The sequence below is a fragment of the Brenneria uluponensis genome (assembly GCF_032395385.1).
In the GTDB taxonomy this organism is placed as follows: Bacteria; Pseudomonadota; Gammaproteobacteria; order Enterobacterales; family Enterobacteriaceae; genus Prodigiosinella; species Prodigiosinella aquatilis.
Map to the genome: position 1 here is coordinate 3,935,888 of NZ_CP135917.1, position 22,956 is coordinate 3,958,843.

Consider the following 22,956-nt stretch of genomic DNA (forward strand, 5'->3'; position numbering starts at 1 on the left):
ACATTATGTCAATGTAGGACATCATTACCCGGAGGCAGAAATGCGTCGTAAAATACCCAGTACGTCAGCTCTCATGGCCTTCGAAGCGGCAGCAAGGCACGGCAGCTTTGCACGCGCAGCCGGGGAGCTGGCCCTGACCGAAGGCGCTATCAGCCGGCAGATTGCACGGCTCGAAGAGTTCCTGGCATGTAAACTGTTTGACCGGGCGGGGAACAGAGTTAGTCTGAGTTCCAACGGCGCCAGGTATGCCCTACAGGTGCGTGAAATTCTTGAACGTCTGGACAGGGATAGCCAGTATCTGAGAGGCTTACCTTCAAGCAGCGCAAGCCTTGAAATTGCTGTAATTCCGACATTTGCTAGCCGGTGGCTTATTCCCCGCCTGGGCCGCTTCCAGGATAAGCACCCTGGAATTACTCTCCATCTTGCTGAACGAACCGAACCGTTTGTGCTTCCCGGAAGTGGTTTTGATGCAGCGGTTCATTTTGAACACCCCGCCTGGGCAGGCATGAGTATATTCCGCCTATTTCAGGAGGTACTGGTACCGGTCTGCCATCCGACACTCCTGACAGGAAAAGATGTCAACGTTTTACTGAATACACTGCCACGCATACACCGACGCCAGAACCCGGACGCATGGGAAAATTACGCACATGAGACAGGCATTGTGCTGGAAAACCCTTCAGCTGGCGTCCGCTACGATCTGCACACCATGTCAATTGCATCAGCTCTGGCTGGACTGGGCGTCGCACTTGTTCCTCGGATCTACATCGAAGCGGAAATTCATGAGGGAAAGCTGGTTGCTCCGTGGCCGGAAGCAAAAACAGTAACGAAAAACTTCTGTCTCGTTCTTCCAGGAACCGCGGCTCAGAATGAAGGAGCGCTAATCACTTTCCGGGAATGGCTATTGGAAGAGGCGAGAAACTGATGAAAAATGCCTCTGCCAGACAACGTAATGGAAGACGTAAAATCAAAATAAATTCATATCTAACTACGAGTTAAAAACGTGGATTTCACACGGTTGGCGAACTACCCAACATCGCTCCTGACGCGATGCCGAGATTGAAAGCCGGGATTCCGTTCGGTATTAAGGAGCATGAATACCTTTGCTCCTCCCCTTGGCAAAGGAGGAACAAAGCATAACGATTTTAGTGCTTAACGCTTTCAATAAACGTCTTGCGGGCAGTTTTCGACCCCAGACGTTCAGCTTCATCAAGTAATTTCAGCGCCTTATCAACGTCCCCGGCTTTCACGGCTTTCTTAATTGCGTTGTTGTAGTAGTTTTCAGAATCCGACAGCATCGGTTGAGACGGTTTAGCTGGCGTCGCAGAAAGTGCTGGTTGCTGGCCAACGACGACGGGTCCAACAGCCGACGCATCTGTGGCGCTGTTAACGTTCAGAGCCTGGCCGATCATGATGTTTCCGGATTTCTGCTCGGCACGGACTTTAATGCTCAGGATGCCGGACGACGTATGACGGGCCACCGGATCCGGAATATCCGGCACGGCGTTACCGACACCGGCAGCATAGGCTTTCGCCGGGTTAGTCATCTGGGTGGTTTCAGCCAGATCTTTTTTAGTGGTGTACACCAGCAGGTAAATTTGTTTTTGACCCAGCGCTGGCGTCAGTTTCAAGGTGCCTTCCAGGCGATCGCTGGAGACAATGCCTGGTTTTTCATACGGGAAGTAGCTTGACGGGTAATAAGCCGCCGGGCGCATCTGTTCGTCCAGAACCAACACATTAGGTGCGTAGACGGTTTTACCGTTCGCGATGCTGGTCAGGGTTATTTCCAGCGACCCACGGTCCGCAGGCAATGCAAACGCACCTACTGCCCCCTGAATATCCCCCTGATTAATTTGTACACCTGTGGTACTCAGCGTGACATCCTGTGTTACTGGCGGAACCAGCGGCGTCCAGGGTAAATGATGTAAAGTCTGAGCAGAGATCATTGGCGCAATTGACGCATCATTTTGCGCCGCATTCACTCCCGCAGGTACAGTAGCCAACAGGCTCAGCGACAGACACAGTGACAGCAGATTTTTTTTCATCGTTATTTCCTTTTGAATCACCATGAAGGCTAGCGGTCAGCCTAAACATCCCGCCAGCCAGCACATCTAGTTACTGCGAATTATTTGTAGAGGTTTCCACTTTTTTTCCTAACTCATTCGTGTTGCTGGAAGGCGGCAACCGGCCAAGTCCCCGGGAGCGTACATCAGTACATGACCGGGGCGAGACGGGCAGCCAACGCACCAGCGGCGCGAAGGAGGACAGAAAAATTACCACCAGATTTCCATCTGGGCTCCGAAGGTAACTTCACTGTCTTTACCACGGCTGAAAGTCTGTAAACTGGTGTCGCTCATGGCCAGGCCGTTATTTATACCGCTGTCGGTGTCATAACCCCATTTTTCATCCCATTTTGCGTACGTGGCGAAGACGCGGATGGCCGGGCGAGACCAGATGCTATCGCCTGCCTGCCACTGTTGCGCCAGCGTGACTTTATATTGTCCGTTGGTATCGCTGGTGCGCTGAGATTTCACATTGTCGTAACCGACTTCCAGCAAGGTGCTCATGACTGGCGTCCATTTGTACATCGGACGGACACCCACGGTATACCAGGTGGTGCCGTTATTGTTGTCACGGTTGACATCCTGATACATCGCTACGTACATCAGGCCCCAGGTATCGTTGAAGTCAATCGCACCATGGTCGATTACACGCACCATATGGCCATTATTATTGATGCTGGCACCATTGGAGTGACCGGTTGCCGCCCCCGTCGTCGGGTCAGTCATTGAATCAGTGGCGTATTGCAGTACAAACTTGTTGTAGCCGTTATAGATGCTTTGCGTGTGTTCTGCGGTCAGCATCACGCCATCTTTGGTCGCATCATTAGCAAGGGAATAGCCGTCACGTGCATTGGCACGCCCGTAATCCACCCCCAGTTCAAGTACACCACCGGGGTTTAGGTTCAGACCGGCCAGGCGCGCATCGAAAACGTCGTTTGACGTCGGCACTTCGTTACGCTGGTTAGCGATATAGCCATAAGATCCGCCGCTTTCGGTGTTACGCGTCGCCGCTAAAGACAATTTACCAAAGCCCAGATCCACATCTTCCAGACCAGCACCCGGGCCGGAGATATCCCAGTAGTAGAAATCGATCATGTGGATGTCATGGCGCTGGTAGAAACGTTTGCCGGCCCAGATTGTCGATCCCGGTAGCCATTCGATCAGGTTTTTACCCTTAACGTTCGCTTCGCGGAAAGCCGGACTGGTTGATTCCCAATCGTTCTGTTGTGAAACGGAATACGCCACGTTGGTGTCAAAATAGAAGCTCTTATCCCCTTCTTTCCACACTTCCTGCCCAAGCTTTAACTCGGCATAAGTCTCACATTCGTTACCCAGACGGTATTTGCTGTCAGCCCCTGTCGTTTTGAAACACTGCTGCTCACCACCGCTGCCGGTCCAGCCGATGCCAGAACGTGCGTAACCAGTGAAGTCCACTGCCATGGCTTGTGTAGAAAAAATGCCTGCCGCAATAGCCAGCGGCAGAGAGTATTTACGCAGAGTTATCATCATCATTATTCTCCTGTAGGGGGATGCGTGCTTTAAACGCCAGGCTCCGGGTGTAGCCGTCGGCACGCAGTCCCGTCCTCGCGGAACAAGTGACAGCGATGTGGCGGCAAGCCAATAGCGAATGTTGCACCTTCTTCTACCAGCACTACGTCGTTCTGGCGGTACACCAGGTTTTGACGGATAGCCGGGATCTGGATATGAATCTGAGTTTCGTTGCCGAGCTGTTCGACTACCTGCACCAAACCGGACAGCGCCACTTCGGCGAGATCGCTCGGTAATAAGTGTTCGGGACGGATCCCCAGAGACAGATTGGAACCAACCGTGACATCGAGGCCTTCTACCGGCAGCCAGACGCGCTGGCGATCTGGCAATTCGATTTGCACACGCTCAGGTTCAGCACCGGTGACTTTCACCGGCAGGAAATTCATTTTTGGCGAGCCAATAAATCCGGCAACAAAGCGGTTGGCTGGATAGTGGTAAAGCGTGAGGGGCTTACCGATTTGCGCCACGCGACCGGCATCAAGCACCACGATCTTATCGGCTAGCGTCATGGCTTCGATCTGATCGTGGGTGACGTAAATCATTGTGCGTTTCAGACGCTTATGCAGGCGAGAGATCTCAATACGCATCTGTACGCGCAGGGCAGCATCGAGGTTGGACAGTGGTTCATCGAGTAAAAATACGTTGGGTTCAGCCACTAGCGTGCGACCAATCGCCACACGCTGACGCTGTCCACCGGAGAGCGCTTTGGGGCGGCGGTCAAGCAGATGAGCCAGTTGCAGAATCTCGGCCACCTGATTCACCCGCTGGGCGATCTCCACTTTTTTGCTACCGGCCAGCTTTAGGCCGAAAGACATGTTTTCCGCCACCGACATATGGGGATAAAGGGCATATGACTGAAACACCATACCGATGCCGCGTTCCGCCGGAGGAACTTCATTCATACGCTTGTCGCCAATCAGCAACTCGCCGGAGGTAATGTCTTCAAGACCAGCAATCATGCGTAACAGGGTGGATTTCCCGCAACCGGATGGCCCGACAAACACCACGAACTCGCCCTCTTCAATCTCAATGTTTACGTCTTTTGAAATAACTGTTTCGCCAAAGGCCTTATAGAGATTACGAAGTGATACGCCTGCCATACCCGACTCCTGAACTGACTGGTAAAAAGTCCTGTGAAGCAAGGCAAGTGTGAGGTGATGAGCCTTGTCAGCAAGGAAACTGAATGTCAGCGAATAGCGTGAGGGAAATAGCGAATTGGGTAATCATCCGTAACAAAGTTTTTCATGGGGGAGGACAAAGGAGGATGAGCCTTTTGCATAACAGGCTGAAAGTTCACACCAAAAGTCAAATTCGTGATCTTAACGGCAAAATGCCACCCCGGTTTTTGAGTGTTCCTCCACAGAAAGCGCGGCAGTGTTAACTGGATCACACAACCAGAGCCGGGGGCGTAGAGCTGGGGATGATGAAGCCATACGGCCTTATCGCCGACACTAGTCCGGTACGCTTTTCTTCATCTTTGATAAGCATCCAAACTTCATGTAAAAACCCGACTCCCTACAGAAACTCAAAAGGATTGGATTATGACTATCAGCATTAAGACTTTTCACATAAAGAAATTGGTCAAACGCACTCTGGCACTGTCAGCGCTGGCTACGCTGGTACTGTCCTCCTCTGCCTTTGCCAAAATAGAAGAAGGCAAACTGGTTATCTGGATCAACGGTGACAAGGGCTATAACGGGCTGGCGGAAGTCGGTAAAAAATTCGAGAAAGACACCGGCATTCCGGTCTTGGTGGAACATCCAGATAAACTGGAGGAGAAGTATCCGCAGGTGGCCGCCACCGGCGATGGCCCGGACATTATCTTCTGGGCCCATGACCGCTTTGGTGGCTACGCACAGTCAGGTCTGCTGGCTGAGATCAACCCGGACCAGGCCTTCAAGGACAAACTCTTTCCTTTCACCTGGGATGCCGTAACCTTCAACGGCAAGCTGATTGGCTATCCGATCGCCGTTGAAGCGCTATCGCTGATTTATAACAAAGACATTATCAAGACCCCCCCGAAAACCTGGGAAGAGATCCCGGCATTGGATACGGCGCTGCGCGCCAAAGGTAAAAGCGCCATCATGTGGAACCTACAGGAACCCTACTTCACCTGGCCAATCATCGCCGCTGACGGCGGTTACGCATACAAGTACGAAAACGGCAAATACAACATTAAAGACACGGGTGTGAACAACGCAGGTTCACAGGCAGGTCTGCAATTCATCATCGATATGGTGAAGAACAAGCACATCAACGCCGACACCGACTACTCCATTGCTGAAGCGGCCTTCAACAAGGGGCAGACCGCAATGACCATCGACGGTCCGTGGGCGTGGTCAAACATCGACAAGAGCAAAATCAACTACGGCGTTACCCTGCTGCCAACCTTCCACGGGAAACCGTCCAAACCGTTTGTCGGCGTACTGTCCGCTGGCATTAACGCAGCCAGCCCGAACAAAGATCTCGCGAAAGAGTTTCTCGAACACTATCTGATAACCGATGAAGGTCTGGCCGCCGTCAATAAAGATAAACCGCTGGGTGCCGTGGCGCTGAAGTCTTATCAGGAAAAGCTAGAGAAAGATCCGCGGATTGCCGCTACCATGGCTAACGCAAAAATGGGTGAAATTATGCCGAACATCCCGCAGATGAGCGCCTTCTGGTACGCCGAGCGCAGTGCGATTATCAATGCCATTAATGGCCGTCAGACCGTGAAACAGGCGCTGAAAGAAGCAGAAACACGCATCATCAAATAATACGTAAATAAAACGGCGGGAAACGTCTTCCCGCCACAGCAACCTGAAGGATGAGAACCCTATGCAAGCAGCTCAAACCGGACTGCCTATTCGCAAAAAACGGCAGATAAGCGATGTTCTGAAGGGGCTGATTATTGGCCTGTTCGCACTGATCACCGGTTACCTGATCGTACTGATGTATGCGCAGGGAGAATATTTGTTTGCCATGCTGACGCTGCTGCTCTCCTCCGTCGGCCTCTATATTTACACTAACCGCCGCGCTTATTCATGGCGCTACGTGTATCCCGGTCTGGCCGGCATGTCGTTATTCGTGTTGTTTCCGCTGGTATGTACCATTTTTATCGCCTTTACCAATTACAGCAGTACTAACCAGCTGACCTTTGAACGCGCCCAGTCAGTACTGATGGATCGCCAGTTTCAGGCCGAAAAAACCTATCCATTTGGCCTGTATCCGGCAGGTGAAAAGACGGATCGCTGGCGCCTGGTGCTGAAGGCGCCTGATAGCGGCGCTATATTGGTGTCCGCACCGTTTGATTTCAACGCCACCACACCGCAGACCCTGACGCTGGCACCCGCGCCGATGCCGCAGGGTGAAAAAGCCGGGCTGCGGGTGATTACCCAAAACCGCCAGGCGCTGGGAGAACTGACAGCACAGCTTCCCGATGGAGAAACCCTGCGCATGAGTTCACTGCGCCAATTTTCTGCCAGTCAGCCGCTGTATAAAAAATCCGCCGATGGCAAACAGCTGACCAATGTGAAAACCGGCGTCACTTACCGTCCCAACATGAAGAGCGGTTTTTATCAGGCGGTGAACGCCAACGGCGAATGGCAAGCCGAAAAACTCAGCCCCGGATTTACCGTCAACATCGGCTGGGCCAACTTCCTGCGCGTACTGCATGACGACGGCATACAGAAGCCGTTCTTGTCGATCTTCATCTGGACCATTATTTTCTCGCTGCTGACCGTGGTCCTGACCGTGGCCGTCGGCATGGTGCTGGCCTGCGTGGTGCAGTGGGAGGAACTGAAAGGCAAAGCGGTTTATCGGGTGCTGCTGATCCTGCCCTACGCGGTACCGGCGTTTATTTCCATTCTCATTTTCAAAGGATTGTTCAACCAGAGTTTCGGGGAAATCAATTTGATGCTCAGCAGCCTGTTCGGCATCAGACCGGCGTGGTTCAGTGACCCGCTGACCGCCAAAACCATGATTATCATCGTCAATACCTGGCTGGGTTATCCGTACATGATGATCCTGTGTATGGGCCTGCTGAAAGCCGTTCCCGAGGATCTCTATGAGGCCTCCGCCATGGACGGCGCAACGCCAATGCAGAACTTTTTTCGCATCACGCTACCGCTGCTTATCAAACCGCTGACGCCGCTGATGATCGCCAGTTTTGCCTTTAACTTTAACAACTTCGTGCTCATTCAGTTGCTGACCAATGGTGGCCCGGATATGCTCGGCACTACCACACCCGCCGGCTACACCGACCTGCTGGTCAGCTACACCTACCGCATCGCCTTTGAAGGCGGAGGCGGGCAGGACTTCGGGCTGGCTGCGGCCATTGCGACGCTGATTTTCATTCTGGTGGGTGCGCTGGCGATTGTGAATCTGAAAGCCAGCCGAATGAAGTTCGACTAGCCGACCAAGGAGAAAGAAGAAATGCCCATGGTTAAACCGAAGTCGCAAAAAATCAGACTGTTCGTGACGCATCTGCTGTTACTGTGCTTTGTGGCGCTGATCCTCTTCCCGCTGCTAATGGTGTTTGCTATCTCGCTGCGGCCCGGCAACTTCGCCACCGGGAGTATTATTCCCGATCACGTGTCGTGGGATCACTGGAAGCTGGCACTCGGCATGGCAGTGACCAACGCCGATGGCAGCGTCACCCCGCCGCCGTTTCCGGTGATGCTGTGGCTGTGGAACTCAATCAAAATTGCGGTGATTACCGCGATAGGTATTGTGTCGCTCTCTACCACCTGCGCTTATGCCTTTGCCCGCATGCGCTTTCGCGGCAAAAGTACTCTGCTGAAAAGCATGTTGATATTCCAGATGTTCCCGGCGGTACTTTCACTGGTGGCGCTTTACGCCCTGTTCGACCGCCTCGGCCAGTATGTGCCGTTCCTTGGGCTGAACACCCACGGCGGAGTAATTTTTGCCTACATGGGAGGAATTGCGCTACACGTATGGACCATCAAAGGCTATTTCGAAACCATAGATAATTCGCTGGAAGAAGCCGCGTCACTCGACGGCGTCACGCCGTGGCAGGCGTTCAGGCTGGTACTGTTGCCGCTGTCCGTGCCGATCCTGGCGGTAGTATTTATTCTGTCGTTTATCGCCGCCATCACCGAAGTTCCGGTCGCTTCGCTGCTGCTGCGTGACGTCAACAGCTACACACTGGCAGTCGGTATGCAGCAATACCTTAACCCGCAAAACTACTTGTGGGGCGACTTTGCCGCCGCCGCGATTTTATCGGCAATACCCATCACCGCCGTGTTCCTGGTGGCCCAACGCTGGCTGGTTGGAGGCTTAACAGCCGGTGGTGTGAAAGGATAGATTTATACCCTGAATCACTCGGGTTGCAGGAGGGTGGCAAACTCAAGGCTCGTCCAGGCGCATGACCGTATCCTGTGACCGGGATGAGTGAGTACTGCCAAGCATCGGTGACATGAAGTATGACGGGTAGAGTGCAAGGCCCTCGTTGTTTTTTTGGTAGTACCTCTGTGTCTGACGTTCTTTCGGCGGCCTGAACAGGCCGCTTTTTTTATATTTTCAATCAGGATAGCGAAAAAAAAAGGGTTTCCATTTAATCCCGGAAACCCTTTCCCATTTCGATAAAGCATTTGATCAACGCGACAAAACCTAACTCACTGACACTTTCCTGCGCCGTTTATCCAGGTCCTTGATCAACTTATTGACGTCATCGTTGGCAAACATCGCTTCCAGCGTGCAGGTCAGTTTGCGCCGCCAGTTGGGGTACTCGTCTATGGTGCCGGGAATATTGACCGGCTCGTGCATATCCAGCCAGTCTTCCGGCTGAAGTCCCAGCAAGGCGCAGGCACTGTCAGCCATATAACGTTGCAGGCCACGGCTAAGCGTCGGGGTCATGCCCATCGCATCGGCTTTGTGTCCGATATTCTTTGGCACACAGCCATAATTGTGCAAGCCGTCGAGCAAGCCCTGGCGCGCACGCGCACGGTCGACGAACAGCTCATCCAGCACCGCTTCATCAGGATACAGACCGAGTTTTTTACCCAGCGTCAAATCGTCGGCTTGCCAGTAACCACGCAGCGTTGGCAGGTCATGGGTGGTGATAGTCGCTATCGCCTGTACCGGATAGGACTGTGGCGCACGGAAATTGTTATCGGTATCGCGCTCGAAGTACAATACCTTGTAGGAGTAAACCCCGCTTTCACGCAATTTGCTGACGATCTCCGCCGGCACCGTACCGAGATCTTCGCCGATCACCATGCAGCGATGACGCTGGCTCTCAAGCGCGAGGATCGCCAGCAGATCATCCACCGGATACTGCACATAGGCGCCGTTATCCGCCGTTTCCCCGCAAGGGATCCACCACAACCGCAATAATGTCATCACATGATCAATACGCATTGCGCCACAGTTGGTCATATTGGAACGCAGCAGATCGATAAACGGCTGATAGGCACGCTTGACCATAACGTGTGGATCCATTGGCCGCAGATCCCAGTTTTGACCGAGAGGGCCGAGAATATCCGGTGGCGCACCCACCGAGGCTTTCAAGCAATAGACATCGCGATCGCCCCAGGTTTCCGCGCCACCTTCTACCACGCCCACCGCCAGATCTCGGTACAAGCCGATCGGCATGTCAGCCTGCTGGCTATCGTGGTAACAATGGGCAAATTGCCATTCGGCCAGCCACTGCAACCAGAGATAGAAATCAACCTCGCTTTCGTACTGTTCACAATAGGCTTTCACCGCAGCACTTTGCGCGCTGCGATACTTCTGCGGCCAGTGCGTCCAGCCACCCGGTTCATCACCCTGCTTCGCCAGATGAGCATACAACGCATCAAAAACCGCTTGCTGATAGAGGCTTTCCCCACCTTCACGGACAAACCGCTGATATGCCTTTTGCATAGGATCGCTGGCGCGGCGTGTCATAAATCGCTGATGTGCCAGATGCAATCCAGTCAGTTTTAGCAGAATGACGCGGACATAATCCACCCAGGCACTATCGCGGACTTCGTTAAGGATTTTCTGCGTTTGCGGCTCATACCACCAACGCTGAGCCTCTTCACTCAGTTGGAAATCCTCAACCGCGTTGACATCAATATAAATCACGTTCAGCCAGCGCCGCGAGGACGGGCTATAAGGACTAGCGGCCACCGGGTTACCAGGGTAGAGCGAATGAATCGGATTGAGGCCGACGAAGGCGCCACCGCGACGGCCTATCTCATTGACCAACTGACGAAGATCGCCGAAATCACCAATGCCCCAGTTATTTTCCGAACGCAGCGTATAAAGCTGCACACAGACACCCCAGAGCTTTTTGCCCGCCAGCAGTGCATCAGGTTCATAGCAGCGCTTCGGCGCAACAATGATCCGACACACCCAGTTTTGGCTCTTCTGGGTCAACGTCAGTTGGTGATAGCCGGTCGGAATTTTACCAGGCAGCGCCAGCGTCATTTTTGCACTGGTGCGGCCCTGCTGAACCACGCCGTTTTCCAGCTGCAATTGCCACTGAAATTCACCTTCACCAGCGATCGGCAACGCCAGACGGTTGCCTTTGATAAACACCTTCACTACCGGTACCGGCGAGGAAACGGCCTGTTGCTGACCGGGTTGCCAACCCATCGCCTCGAGTAATTCCCGTTTGGTGGCAGCAGCAATGGCCTGTTGTTTACCGTGAGCGTTGATGTATCCGGCAACGATCCCCGCTTCGATTGCCGCCTGTTCGAGTTGCTTGTTCTTCATTCCTGCTCCTTTAGCGCTTCGCCTGCCAGATCCGCTGTTGATAATCGCGGATCGCGCGATCTGAACTGAACATGCCGACACGAGCGGTATTGAGAATAGTACGTCGTGTCCATTGCGCTTTATCACGGTACAACGCATCAACCTGCTGTTGCGCCTGGCAGTATTGGGCAAAGTCGGCCAACACCAGATAGGGATCGCCCCCCGTCAGCAGACTGTCGATCATCAGGCTGAAAGCACTCTCGTCACCGTCACTGAACATACCGCTTTCCAGATCTTTCAGCGCCGCATCAAGGTGTCTATCTTTTTTGCGCCACTCCAGCGGATCATAACCGTCCGCTTTGAGGGCTTTAACCTGATCGACCGTATTACCGAAGATGAAGATATTCTCTTCACCGACCTGCTCAGCGATTTCGACGTTGGCACCATCGAGTGTGCCGACGGTTAGCGCGCCGTTCAGGGCCAGTTTCATGTTGCCGGTGCCGGAAGCTTCCGTCCCGGCGGTCGAGATCTGCTCAGAGATATCCGCCGCGGGGATCATCAGCTCAGCCACCGATACGCGGTAGTCAGGAATAAATACCACTTTGAGACGATCGGCGACGATTGGATCGTTGTTGACCTTTTCCGCCACCTTGTTGATCGCATGAATAATATTTTTTGCCAGGTAGTAGCCCGGCGCCGCCTTGGCACCGAACAGGAATACACGTGGCGCCCTATCCATCTGCGGGTTCTCGCGTAACTGGCGATAGAGTGAGACGATATGCAGCAAATTGAGATGCTGACGTTTGTACTCATGCAGGCGCTTGATCTGTACATCGAAAATCGCCTCCGGGTTCAGAGTGATGCCCATGCGTTGCTGAACGTAGGCGGCCAGACGTACTTTGTTGTCGTATTTGATCTGCTGATAACGCTCGCAGAAGGCCGCGTCATCGGCGAATTTTTCCAACCCTTTGAGCACATCAAGATGAGTGATCCATTCGCTTTTCAGGCTCTCATCAATCAGCGCAGAAAGCGCCGGATTACACTGTTTCAGCCAACGGCGCGGCGTGATGCCGTTGGTCACGTTATGGAATTTATTCGGCCAAAGCTGGTGATATTCAGGGAACAGATCTTTCACGACCAAATCAGAATGCAATGCTGCCACACCGTTGACCGCAAACCCGCTGACCACGCACAGATTAGCCATATGCACCTGCTTGTTCTGATGCACCGACAGCTTCTCCCATACCGCGTTGTCGCCCGGCCACTGTTTTTCCACCAACTTTTTAAAGCGCGCGTTGATCTGCTTAATCAGCGAAAAGTGGCGCGGTAACAAGCTACGAACCAGTTTCTCATCCCAGCACTCCAGCGCCTCCGGCATCAGTGTGTGGTTGGTGTAAGCGAAGGTTTTGCTGGTAATAGTCCAGGCGACGTCCCAGGTCAATTGATGTTCGTCGATCAGAATGCGCAGCAACTCGGGAATAGCAATAGTCGGGTGAGTGTCATTAAGCTGGATAACCTCAAAAGCAGGCAGATCTTCAATCTTACGGCCAAGGAAGTGATGGCGACGCAAAATATCTCGCACCGAACAGGCGCACTGGAAATATTGCTGCATCAGACGCAGGCGTTTGCCCTGCTGATGATTGTCATTCGGGTAGAGCACCTTGGTAAGTTTGGCGGCATCAATGCCCTTTTGCTCAGCCTTCAGGAATTGTCCGTCGTTGAACAGCGTCAGGTCGAACGGGTGGAGATCCGTTGCCTGCCAGAGGCGCAGCGGCTGACTGACGCCGTTACGGTAGCCGACCACCGGCAGATCCCAGGCTTCGCCACGCAGGCTGAACGCGGGCTGCCACTGCTCCACTCCGGCGCTGTTTTTCGTCAGTTTCCCACCAAAGGAGACATCCACCGCCAAGCGGCTGTTGTGGCTGAACCACGGATAGCTTTCGCGATACCAGTCATCCGGCGCTTCCTGCTGTTTGCCCTCGTCAAATGACTGACGGAATAAACCATACTGGTAGTTCAGCCCGTAACCGGTAGCAGGCTGGCCGACCGTCGCCATTGAATCAAGGAAACAGGCAGCCAGGCGTCCCAGCCCGCCGTTGCCCAGCGCCGGATCGGTCTCCTGTTCCAGCACATCAGCCAGTTCTACGCCTTGCTCAGACAGTACTTCACGCACGCTGTCGTACCAGCCGAGGTTAATCAAATTGTTGGCAGTCAGGCGGCCAATTAAAAATTCCATCGAAATGTAATTTACGTGACGCTGATCCTGTTTCTGATCCTGCACCAGAGGTCTCGCCGCGAGCTGTTCGGACAGCGCGCTGCTGACTGCCTGCCACCACTGATGCGGTGTCATATCCTGTGCGCTTTGCAGACCAAAGCCTTGCCACTGGCGGGTCAGGGCATCCTGAAACTGTGTTTTTTCTAAGGTGAGTTGTGACATAGATCCTCTCTGAGCAGGTAATTTTGCAGACGATAACGGTATGCTGAAGGGAAGCCTACTGAGCGGCATCATCCCGCCGGGGATTAGAGAGGGAGGAGATAAAGGGCGTAGTACAGACGGAATTAAGTAGTGTAAAAACAAATAGTAAAACTGTGATGCAGTGCAACTTACCAACACGTAAAAACGTAACAATATTGTTATACCCGCTGCATTGAAAGACCTTGGTAATACTATTAATTACGCATTGTAAAACAAATATACCTCCCGTTAGTTTATCGTCATAAGAATGGATAACCATGCTAATCCCTTCGAAACTCAGCCGCCCGGTGCGGCTACAAAATACCGTAGTGCGCGAGCGCCTGTTAGCCAAACTTGCCTCTGCACAAAATTACCGTCTAGTGCTGGTCGCCTCGCCTGCCGGTTACGGAAAAACCACGCTGGTTGCCCACTGGGCAGCCGGAAAAAACGATCTTGGCTGGTATTCGCTGGACGAAAGCGACAATAAACTGGAGCGTTTTGCCAGCTATCTGGTGGCCGCCATCCAACAGGCCACCGGCGGGCACTGCGTCAAAAGTGAAGCACTTAGCCAGAAACATCAGTACGCGAACCTGTCGGCGCTGTTTGCGCAATTATTTGTCGAGCTGTCTGACTGGTACCGCCCGCTGCTGCTAGTGATTGACGATTATCATCTGATTTCCAATGACACCATCCACGAAGGGATGCGTTTTTTCCTGCGCCATCAGCCGGAAAATATCACTCTGATGGTGCTGTCACGCACCCTGCCACCGTTAGGCATCGCCAATCTGCGTGTGCGAGATCAACTGCTGGAGCTGGATGCCGCGCAACTGGCCTTCAATCATGCCGAAGCCCAACAATTCTTTGACTGCCGTCTGTCAGAGCCGATTGAACGGGCTGAAAGCGGCCGCCTGTGTGACGACGTCGCAGGATGGGCCACTGCGCTGCAACTGATTGCACTCTCAGCACGCCAGTCCAGCGCATCTACTGCGTCAGCGCAGCAGTCAGCTAAAAAACTGGCCGGACTGAACGCCAGCCATCTTTCAGAATATCTGGGAGATGAAGTGTTGGACCGCGTCGATGCGCCAACCCGTAACTTCCTGTTGCGCTGTTCACTGCTGCGCTCGATGAATGATTCGTTGATCGTCAAACTGACCGGCGAAGACAACGGCCAGCAGCGACTGGAGGAGCTTGAACGTCAGGGGTTGTTTATTCACCGTATGGACGACAGCGGCGAGTGGTTCAACTTCCACCCGTTGTTCGCCACGTTCCTGCGCCAGCGCTGCCAGAGGGAACTGCCGGCCGAGTTACCAGCTATTCACCGCCTCGCGGCAGAGGGATGGCTCGCGCTGGACTTCCCGACAGAGGCTATCCATCACGCACTCGGCGCAGATGACACCCATTTACTACGCGATATACTGCTGCAACACGCATGGTCGCTGTTCAATCAGAGCGAACTGACGTTGCTGGAAGAGTGCTTGAATGCACTGCCGTATGAATGGCTGATTCAGGCTCCGAAACTGGCGCTACTACAAGCCTGGTTGGCCCAAAGCCAGCATCGTTACAGTGAAGTAGAAATGCTGCTGGAACGCGCCGAAAACGAGATGCAACGCCGACATATCGAGATGGATAAAACCCTCAACGCCGAATTTGATGCGCTGCGGGCACAGGCCGCCATTAATGACGGCAAGCAGGATGAAGCCGAGAAACTGGCGACGCATGCGCTGCGGTATCTGCCCTATTCCAGCTATTACAGCCGCATTGTCGCCACCTCGGTGACCGGTGAGATTCAGCACTGCAAGGGCGATTTAAGCCGCGCGTTGCCGCTGATGCAGCAAACAGAACAGATTGCCCGCCGCCACGAAGCTTGCCACTATGCCCTGTGGGCACTGTTGCAACAGAGTGAAATTCTGATTGCACAGGGGTTTTTGCAGGCCGCTTATGAAACACAGGACAAGGCGTTTGAACTGGTACGTGAACAGCATCTGCAGCAATTGCCGATGCACGAATTTCTGCTGCGGCTGCGCTCACAGCTTTTGTGGTCATGGGCACATCTCGACGATGCTGAAAACGCCGCCCGTGACGGACTGAAAGTGCTGGCTAACTTCCACCCCCAGCAGCAGTTGCAGTGCCTGGCCATGCTGGCCAAATGCTCACTGGCCCGCGGACATCTCGATAATGCGCACCATTACTTACAGCGCTGCGAAAGCCTGCTACAAAACGGCCAGTACCACACTGACTGGCTGACCAATGCCGACAAACCCAGGGTGATTTACTGGCAAATGGTCGGCGATAAAACCTCGGCGCGCAGTTGGCTTAACCAGACGGCCAAGCCTGGCATGGCCGACAATCACTTCCTGCAAGGCCAGTGGCGCAACATTGCCCGCATGCAAATTCTGCTGGAACAGTTCGACGAAGCCGAAGTCGTGATGGATGAACTTAATACCAATGCCCGTCAATTGAAGCTGGTAAGCGACCTCAATCGCAACCTGATCCTCTGCAACCTGCTCTACTGGAACACCGGACGTAAAAATGAAGCCCAGCGTGTATTGATTGAAGCGCTGGAACTCGCCAACCGCACCGGGTTCATCAGCCATTTTGTGATTGAAAGCGAGATGATGGCGCAGCAGTTGCGCCAACTTATTCAGCTCAATTTACTGCCGGACATGGCACAGCGCCGGGCGCAGCAAATCCTGCGCGATATCAATCAGCATCATCGGCATAAATTCGCCCATTTTGACGAAAGCTTTGTGAATAAGTTACTGACCCATCCGCAGGTGCCAGAACTGATCCGCACCAGTCCGTTGACCCAGCGTGAATGGCAGGTACTGGGGCTGATTTACTCCGGTTACAGTAATGAGCAGATTGCCGGTGAGCTGACGGTGGCCGCCACCACGATAAAAACCCACATTCGCAATTTGTATCAGAAGCTCGGCGTCACGCACCGTCAAGATGCGGTGCAACAGGCCCAACACCTGTTGCAGGTGATGGGCTACGGCGCCTGAACCCAATCAACACCAACGCACCTCATAATCAAGCCGCCAGCCACTGGCGGTTTGATCCGAAACATATTGTGCAGACTGTTGGCTTGGGAACGGTGACATTCAAGTAGAAATTATGGGTCATCAGGTACAGCGTGTCACTGTCAACCAGGAGCTTCGATAGGCCACTTTATCTTTCTTTTCCTTCATTCATTGTTTTTACCTATTACAATAATTAAGCCATTCTGGTCAGAAACCCCCCTTCATCCATTTCAAAATGGCACATGCGAGCCTATAGTTGCTGTAGCTTTTTTTTAAAAGCATCTGCAAGGATATTCCGAGTAGATGCGGGCCTACATCGCTTTTTAGTCAAAAATATCAACAAATAACAGGAGTGCTCGATGGAAGATAAAAATGCAAGTTCCGCTGGTAAGTGCCCAGTCATGCACGGCGGTGCCACATCTGCGGGCATGTCCAACATGGAGTGGTGGCCTAAGGCCCTGAACCTGGACATCCTTCACCAGCACGACAGCAAGACCAACCCGATGGGTGCGGCCTTCAACTACCGGGAAGAAGTCAAAAAGCTCGATGTCGACGCGTTGAAACGAGACCTGAAGGCATTGATGACCAGCAGCCAGGAATGGTGGCCGGCGGACTGGGGGCACTACGGTGGCCTGATGATCCGTATGGCCTGGCACTCGGCAGGAACCTACCGCATCGCTGATGGTCGTGGCGGTGGTGGCAAGGGCAATCAGCGCTTTGCACCGATCAACTCCTGGCCCGACAACGTCAACCTGGATAAGGCTCGTCGTCTGCTGTGGCCGATCAAGAAGAAATACGGCAACAAGATCAGCTGGGCTGACCTGATCATCCTGGCTGGCACTATTGCTTATGAATCGATGGGTCTGAAAACCTTTGGTTTCGCCTTTGGCCGGGAAGATATCTGGCACCCCGAGAAAGATACCTACTGGGGTTCAGAAAAAGAGTGGCTGGCCCCCAGTGGCAGTGCTAACAGCCGCTACTCTGGCGAGCGCGATCTGGAGAACCCACTCGCCGCTGTGATGATGGGACTGATCTACGTGAACCCGGAAGGCGTAGATGGCAAACCCGACCCGATCAAGACCGCCCACGACGTGCGTGTCACTTTCCAGCGCATGGCCATGAACGACGAAGAAACCGTGGCCCTGACCGCTGGCGGCCACACGGTGGGCAAGTGCCATGGTAACGGTGATGCGAAGCAACTGGGCCCCGATCCCGAAGCCGCTGATGTAGAAGATCAAGGCCTGGGCTGGATCAACAAGACCAGCCGAGGCATTGGCCGTAACACGGTGACCAGCGGTCTCGAAGGCGCGTGGACCACCCACCCCACTCAGTGGGACAACGGCTTTTTTCACCTGTTATTGAACTACGACTGGGAACTGAAGAAGAGCCCGGCAGGTGCATGGCAGTGGGAGCCAATCAACATCAAGGAAGAAGACAAGCCGGCCGATGTCGAGGACCCTTCTATCCGCCATAACCCGATCATGACCGATGCCGATATGGCCCTGAAGATGGACCCTGAGTATCGGAAGATTTCGGAACGCTTCGCCCGAGACCAAGCCTACTTCTCTGAAACCTTTGCTCGCGCCTGGTTCAAACTGACCCACCGCGACATGGGGCCGAAGGCACGCTACATTGGCCCAGATGTTCCGAAAGAAGATCTGATCTGGCAAGATCCGGTGACTGGCGGTCGCAAGGATTACGATGTGGCCGACGTCAAGGCAAAAATCGCAGCCAGCGGGCTGAGCATCAGTGAAATGGTGTCCACGGCCTGGGACAGCGCCCGCACCTTCCGTGGTTCGGACAAGCGTGGTGGCGCCAACGGCGCACGCATCCGTCTGGCCCCACAAAAGAACTGGGAAGGCAATGAACCAGCCAGGCTGGTCAAGGTGCTGGCCGTACTGGAAGGTATTGCGGCGCAGACCAAGGTCAGTGTGGCCGATGTCATCGTCCTGGCTGGGAATGTCGGGGTCGAGCAGGCTGCCAAAGCGGCGGGTTTCGACGTCGTCGTACCTTTCGCACCTGGCCGTGGCGATGCCACACCGGACATGACGGATGCCGAGTCGTTCGATGTGCTGGAACCGTTGGCCGATGGTTACCGTAACTGGATGAAGAAGGACTACGTCGTCAAAGCCGAAGAGTTGTTGCTTGACCGCACTCAACTGCTGGGCCTGACCGCGCACGAGATGACGGTTCTGGTAGGTGGTATGCGCGTCCTCGACACCAATCACGGCGGCACCAGGCATGGGGTGTTCACTGATCGCGCGGGTGTTCTGACAAACGACTTCTTCGTCAACCTGACCGACATGGCTTACACCTGGAAGCCTGCGGGGCGCAACCTGTACGAAATTCGCGACCGCAAGACAGGCGCCGTGAAATGGACCGCCACGCGTGTCGATCTGGTTTTCGGCTCGAACTCGATACTGCGTTCCTACGCTGAGGTCTACGCACAAGACGACAATAAGGGCAAGTTTGTGCAGGACTTCGTTGCGGCATGGACTAAGGTTATGAACGCCGACCGTTTCGATCTGGCCTAATGTCGACGGCGGACTAACCCGCCAACACTCAGTCGCAGAAAGACCGAATAGCATAATTGCTTTTCGGTCTTTTTTTGCACTGTTGAACTTGCTGATCTGTCTTTGATTTAGCCCTCACCTTGTTTTCAAATCAACCAACGAAAGCAAGGCCACGATGACAAGACAACAATATACCCTGGAGTTCAAGCACAGAGTCGTTTAACGATCTCCCGGTTTGCCATCAACGGAGATCGCTATATGTACCGAGCACCATCAAGACAATATCATTGAGAAGTAGCCACCAATCAGAGCAAGCACTGTCGTCAACGCATAGCCAACCGGATAGGGTACGGCAGCGATGGAACTACCAGACTCCTCGATGATCGCGTTCAAGCCCGGTGTGCTGTTGCGGGCTCCCGTGGCGGCACCGTCGGCAATGATCGAGTTCAGACCGAACACCTTGATCCCAATCCAGAAAGCAACGAACGGCGGCACTAGTGCTCCGATAACACCGATCAGCGCAAGCCACAGGATCGTGTCGCCGCCAAGAGCGGTAATAACCTTGGGACCGACATTGGCTGAAAGGACGGCGACAAAGGCATTCAGACCGAAATCCTGAAGGAAGCTCCGCGCGCCTTCGTGTACAGGGCCACCGAAGTCAGGATTTCGGCTTCGGAAATAACTCACGCCCACACCCGCCATGATTACCCCGGCTGATGTTCCGAACGCAAAGGGGATACCCGAAATAGTAACCGTAACAATACCCACGAGATAGCCCACCAACATGGCCAGCGCGAGATAAAGCACCTCTGACTTCATGGTCGGCAGGATGGCATGTCCGCCCAGTCGCTTTGCCGTTTTCTGTAGTGCCACGTCTGGACCACTCAGTCGCAGTACGTCACCGAACCGGACATCACTCTTTGGCCCGAGAGGCAGTTCAGTACCGCCACGAAACAGGGCCCGCACGGCAACGCCGCCCGGCATAATCCGCCCAAGATCCGATAAACTCTGCCCTGATAGTTTGTGCGAGCTAATGTGTACATCGGCAACCTCTATCGGGACGTTCCGAGCCAGCGGGTCGTCGGATTCCGGGCCAATCAACTCGCCCTCTTCCAGGATAAGGTTGTCCACATCCGCACGCACCGTGACGATGTCATTCTTTTCCACAGTCGGGTCGCTGTCCAGGTCAACAATCTCGCCGTCCCGTACGACGCGCAGGATGGGCGCTTCGGGAAAGTCTTCGGCCAGTTGCGATACTGTGCGGCCGATGAACTTTTCATGTGTGACGGTAAAGGCGCGGACGCCGAAGGGAGAAAACCCCATAACCAACGCACCGGGGGCACCTGGCACAGGATGCGTAGCACCACCGCTGAACTCGGCCTCCGCCAGTTTCGCGTCGGCGACAGCGTTTCGACCGAAGAGGCGTGGAAGATAGCGGATCAACAGTATGATGCCCACCGTAGACAGAACATAGCTGATCGCATAAGCGGCCGCCATATTGGCACCGACTTCCGCGACCGTCATGCCCGCCGGCGGCGTATACGCGCCGCTGGCCAGTGCACCCTGACCGACGCCCAGGATCGCCGTGATGGTATAGCTTCCCGAGATCAACCCGGTCGCATAGCCCGGTGCGAGACCTACCAGCTTTGCCCCGAAATAGCAGATGACCCAGTTCAGACTCCAGACGATCAGTCCGATACAGACGAACGCCAGGCCACCCTTTCGCAGACCTGAAAAGAACTGCGGTCCCACCTTCAGCCCGAGGGCATACATGAAGAGCAGCAGCATAAAGGACGACAAGATGCCCGGAATCGCATAGGTAATGCCATACGCGGCTTCGGCGATCATCGAGAGCACGATCCCCACCAAAAGGGTGCCTGCCGTAGACCCGAGAGAAATAGTCTTGAAGCTGAACTTTCCGAGCAGCGTGCCAAGGGCAAGTGCGAGCAGGACAAACGCAATCGGCTGGTTGCCCAACAGTTGGAAAAAACCGTGAATTCCCGTCTCCGTCACAGGACGGATCGTGTCGAACACCTGCCCGATAACGCCACTGGCCGATGGAGTCGCATCGCCCTGGGCTACAGCAGACCTGGTGACGAAAAACAGCGGCAATCCTACGCTATTGATGGCGGATTTCAGGATCGTCCTGTCGCCGCGTTCAAGATCAGCCATGATGGAACCCCGGCTTCGCCGTAGAGCTCAGAATCGGGTTCTTCGTGAGGTGATCGATCGCTCGCTTGATATCGTCGAGAAGCAGTTGCGCCAGATCCCGACTAACCCCATGGCGGATCAGGATGCGTTGAACGACCGTTTCCTGACGGTTCATTGGCAGTGGATAGGAGGCAATCTGCCATCCGCCCATCCGTACCCGTTCCGACAGATCGTAAAGCGTAAAACCTTGAACCGTATCGGTTAGCTTGTAGGCAACCGCGGGAAGACCGCCATGACCATCATAGACCATCTCAAAACACTCGAGCGCCGCCAACTTTTCACCCAGCCATTGGGCGGTATCAGAGCAGGCTTGCTGGACCGCGGTATAGCCCTCGCGACCAAGGCGCAGAAAGTTGTAATATTGCGCGATGATCTCGCCGCCGGGGCGCGAGAAGTTCAACGCGAATGTGGCCATGTTGCCACCGAGGTAATCCACGTAGAAGATCAGCTCTTCTGGCAGGTCTTCCTGGGATGCCCAGATCACCCAGCCCACACCAAGGGGGGCCAGGCCATATTTGTGGCCAGAAGCGTTAATAGATTTGACGCGTTCTAACTGGAAATCCCATACAAGATCGCGCTGAATGAAAGGAGCGATGAATCCGCCGGACGCCGCATCCACGTGGATAGGAATATCGAGCCCGAGGTCACGCTGCATTGCATCGAGTTCCTTCGCCAGGGCCTCAACGGGTTCATAGATACCGGTGAAAGTGACACCCAGCGTCGCCACAACACCGATCGTGTTTTCGTCGCAATACTGGCGCAGGTCTTCAGGTTTCAGGCCAAGGGCGTTGCCCTCCAGTGGCACTTCACGGATCTCAACATCGAAATACCGAGCGAATTTCTTCCAGCAGATCTGTACCGGACCCGTCACGATGTTTGGCTTGCTCGTATCCTTACCTGCCGCTTCCCGGCGCTTGCGCCATGCCCACTTGAGCGCCAGACCGCCCAGCATGGCCGCCTCGCTTGATCCGGTCGTTGAACACCCCACCGTTTTCCGAGATTTATTCGCGTGCCAGAGATCAGCAATGATGTGAACACAGCGATTTTCGATTTCGGCCGTTTGAGGATACTCATCTTTGTCGATCATGTTTTTGTCGATCGAGTCGGTCATGAGTTGCTTGACCTCGTCCTCCACCCAGGTGGTGCAGAAGGTTGCGAGGTTCTGGCGGGCATTCCCATCCAGCAAAAGTTCATCCCGAACGAGCGCATAGGCGGCGCGAGGTTCAGTACGACCTTTTGGAAGCTGATACTTGGGGAGGCTGTCTTGTGAGGCTTTCGTGGCATAAATATCCAACCGACTGGACTGGTTATTTAAATCAACGTGATGGATAGGCATTTCATCGCTCCTCTGGAGAGATACTTACTGCTAGCGGAGAAAGCGCCGCCTCGCTCTTGTTTGCGAACGCAACCGTAATTACAAGCTATACCCAATAGATTTCAAGATGCAGGAAGGCGGCAAGAGAGCG

At 54.1% G+C, this 22,956-nt stretch carries 13 protein-coding genes; 6 read left to right on the forward strand and 7 right to left on the reverse strand.

All coding sequences use genetic code 11. The features are described 5' to 3' along the window. The first annotated feature begins 40 nt into the window (after positions 1-40). Positions 41-925, forward strand: coding sequence for a LysR substrate-binding domain-containing protein (locus tag RS889_RS18305; protein WP_315708274.1), 885 nt, complete (start codon positions 41-43; stop codon positions 923-925). 220 nt (positions 926-1,145) lie between these two features. On the opposite strand, the gene malM is transcribed toward RS889_RS18305, so the two are convergent. The 3 genes from malM to malK all read right to left on the reverse strand — a co-directional run bounded on the left by malM (position 1,146) and on the right by malK (position 4,711). Then, a complete protein-coding gene (malM, locus tag RS889_RS18310) occupies positions 1,146-2,045 on the reverse strand; it encodes a maltose operon protein MalM (protein ID WP_315708275.1) in 900 nt (299 codons plus the stop codon). A gap of 228 nt (positions 2,046-2,273) precedes the next feature. After that, positions 2,274-3,569 carry a maltoporin gene (locus tag RS889_RS18315; protein WP_021014673.1) on the reverse strand — a complete coding sequence of 432 codons (1,296 nt, stop codon included), beginning with the start codon at positions 3,567-3,569 and terminating at the stop codon, positions 2,274-2,276. A 32-nt stretch (positions 3,570-3,601) separates the two neighbouring features. Beyond that, a complete protein-coding gene (gene malK / locus RS889_RS18320) occupies positions 3,602-4,711 on the reverse strand; it encodes a maltose/maltodextrin ABC transporter ATP-binding protein MalK (RefSeq protein WP_315708276.1) in 1,110 nt (369 codons plus the stop codon). Positions 4,712-5,152: 441 nt separating this feature from the next. Here malK and malE point away from each other — a divergent pair, with 441 nt between their 5' ends. From malE to malG, 3 genes are all read left to right on the forward strand, one after another. After that, on the forward strand, positions 5,153-6,367 hold the full coding sequence (gene malE / locus RS889_RS18325) for a maltose/maltodextrin ABC transporter substrate-binding protein MalE (RefSeq protein WP_315708277.1): 1,215 nt from the start codon (positions 5,153-5,155) through the stop codon (positions 6,365-6,367). A gap of 61 nt (positions 6,368-6,428) precedes the next feature. Continuing rightward, positions 6,429-8,003, forward strand: coding sequence for a maltose ABC transporter permease MalF (gene malF, locus RS889_RS18330; RefSeq protein WP_315708278.1), 1,575 nt, complete (start codon positions 6,429-6,431; stop codon positions 8,001-8,003). Positions 8,004-8,024: 21 nt separating this feature from the next. Then, the gene (gene malG / locus RS889_RS18335) at positions 8,025-8,915 is read left to right on the forward strand and encodes a maltose ABC transporter permease MalG (protein ID WP_315708279.1); all 891 of its coding nucleotides are present in this window, start codon (positions 8,025-8,027) and stop codon (positions 8,913-8,915) included. Positions 8,916-9,221: 306 nt separating this feature from the next. Here malG and malQ read toward each other — a convergent pair whose 3' ends face one another. Continuing rightward, positions 9,222-11,312 (reverse strand): 4-alpha-glucanotransferase, encoded by a 2,091-nt coding sequence (gene malQ, locus RS889_RS18340; RefSeq protein WP_315708280.1) that lies wholly within the window; start codon positions 11,310-11,312, stop codon positions 9,222-9,224. A gap of 10 nt (positions 11,313-11,322) precedes the next feature. Then, the gene (gene malP / locus RS889_RS18345; RefSeq protein ID WP_021014666.1) at positions 11,323-13,728 is read right to left on the reverse strand and encodes a maltodextrin phosphorylase; all 2,406 of its coding nucleotides are present in this window, start codon (positions 13,726-13,728) and stop codon (positions 11,323-11,325) included. Between the two features lie 296 nt (positions 13,729-14,024). On the opposite strand from malP, the gene malT reads away from it, so the two are divergent. Beyond that, positions 14,025-16,748: an HTH-type transcriptional regulator MalT gene (gene malT, locus RS889_RS18350; RefSeq protein ID WP_315708281.1), complete on the forward strand. Its 2,724-nt coding sequence runs from the start codon at positions 14,025-14,027 to the stop codon at positions 16,746-16,748. A 377-nt stretch (positions 16,749-17,125) separates the two neighbouring features. Further along, complete coding sequence (gene katG, locus RS889_RS18355) at positions 17,126-19,300, forward strand: catalase/peroxidase HPI (RefSeq protein WP_315708282.1); 2,175 nt, start codon at positions 17,126-17,128, stop codon at positions 19,298-19,300. A 252-nt stretch (positions 19,301-19,552) separates the two neighbouring features. Here katG and RS889_RS18360 read toward each other — a convergent pair whose 3' ends face one another. Continuing rightward, entirely contained in the window at positions 19,553-21,451 is a 1,899-nt protein-coding gene (locus tag RS889_RS18360) for an aspartate:alanine exchanger family transporter (RefSeq protein WP_315708283.1), read from the reverse strand. Beyond that, on the reverse strand, positions 21,444-22,826 hold the full coding sequence (gad, locus tag RS889_RS18365; protein WP_315708284.1) for a glutamate decarboxylase: 1,383 nt from the start codon (positions 22,824-22,826) through the stop codon (positions 21,444-21,446). The genes RS889_RS18360 and gad overlap by 8 nt, the downstream gene beginning before the upstream one ends. Positions 22,827-22,956: the final 130 nt, after the last annotated feature.

Bases quoted from the DNA above. Each gene is read 5' to 3' on its own strand.
- RS889_RS18305 (WP_315708274.1), top strand. From the start codon at position 41: ATGCGTCGTAAAATACCCAGTACGTCAGCTCTCATGGCCTTCGAAGCG.
- malM (WP_315708275.1), bottom strand. From the start codon at position 2,045: ATGAAAAAAAATCTGCTGTCACTGTGTCTGTCGCTGAGCCTGTTGGCT.
- RS889_RS18315 (WP_021014673.1), bottom strand. From the start codon at position 3,569: ATGATAACTCTGCGTAAATACTCTCTGCCGCTGGCTATTGCGGCAGGC.
- malK (WP_315708276.1), bottom strand. From the start codon at position 4,711: ATGGCAGGCGTATCACTTCGTAATCTCTATAAGGCCTTTGGCGAAACA.
- malE (WP_315708277.1), top strand. From the start codon at position 5,153: ATGACTATCAGCATTAAGACTTTTCACATAAAGAAATTGGTCAAACGC.
- malF (WP_315708278.1), top strand. From the start codon at position 6,429: ATGCAAGCAGCTCAAACCGGACTGCCTATTCGCAAAAAACGGCAGATA.
- malG (WP_315708279.1), top strand. From the start codon at position 8,025: ATGCCCATGGTTAAACCGAAGTCGCAAAAAATCAGACTGTTCGTGACG.
- malQ (WP_315708280.1), bottom strand. From the start codon at position 11,312: ATGAAGAACAAGCAACTCGAACAGGCGGCAATCGAAGCGGGGATCGTT.
- malP (WP_021014666.1), bottom strand. From the start codon at position 13,728: ATGTCACAACTCACCTTAGAAAAAACACAGTTTCAGGATGCCCTGACC.
- malT (WP_315708281.1), top strand. From the start codon at position 14,025: ATGCTAATCCCTTCGAAACTCAGCCGCCCGGTGCGGCTACAAAATACC.
- katG (WP_315708282.1), top strand. From the start codon at position 17,126: ATGGAAGATAAAAATGCAAGTTCCGCTGGTAAGTGCCCAGTCATGCAC.
- RS889_RS18360 (WP_315708283.1), bottom strand. From the start codon at position 21,451: ATGGCTGATCTTGAACGCGGCGACAGGACGATCCTGAAATCCGCCATC.
- gad (WP_315708284.1), bottom strand. From the start codon at position 22,826: ATGCCTATCCATCACGTTGATTTAAATAACCAGTCCAGTCGGTTGGAT.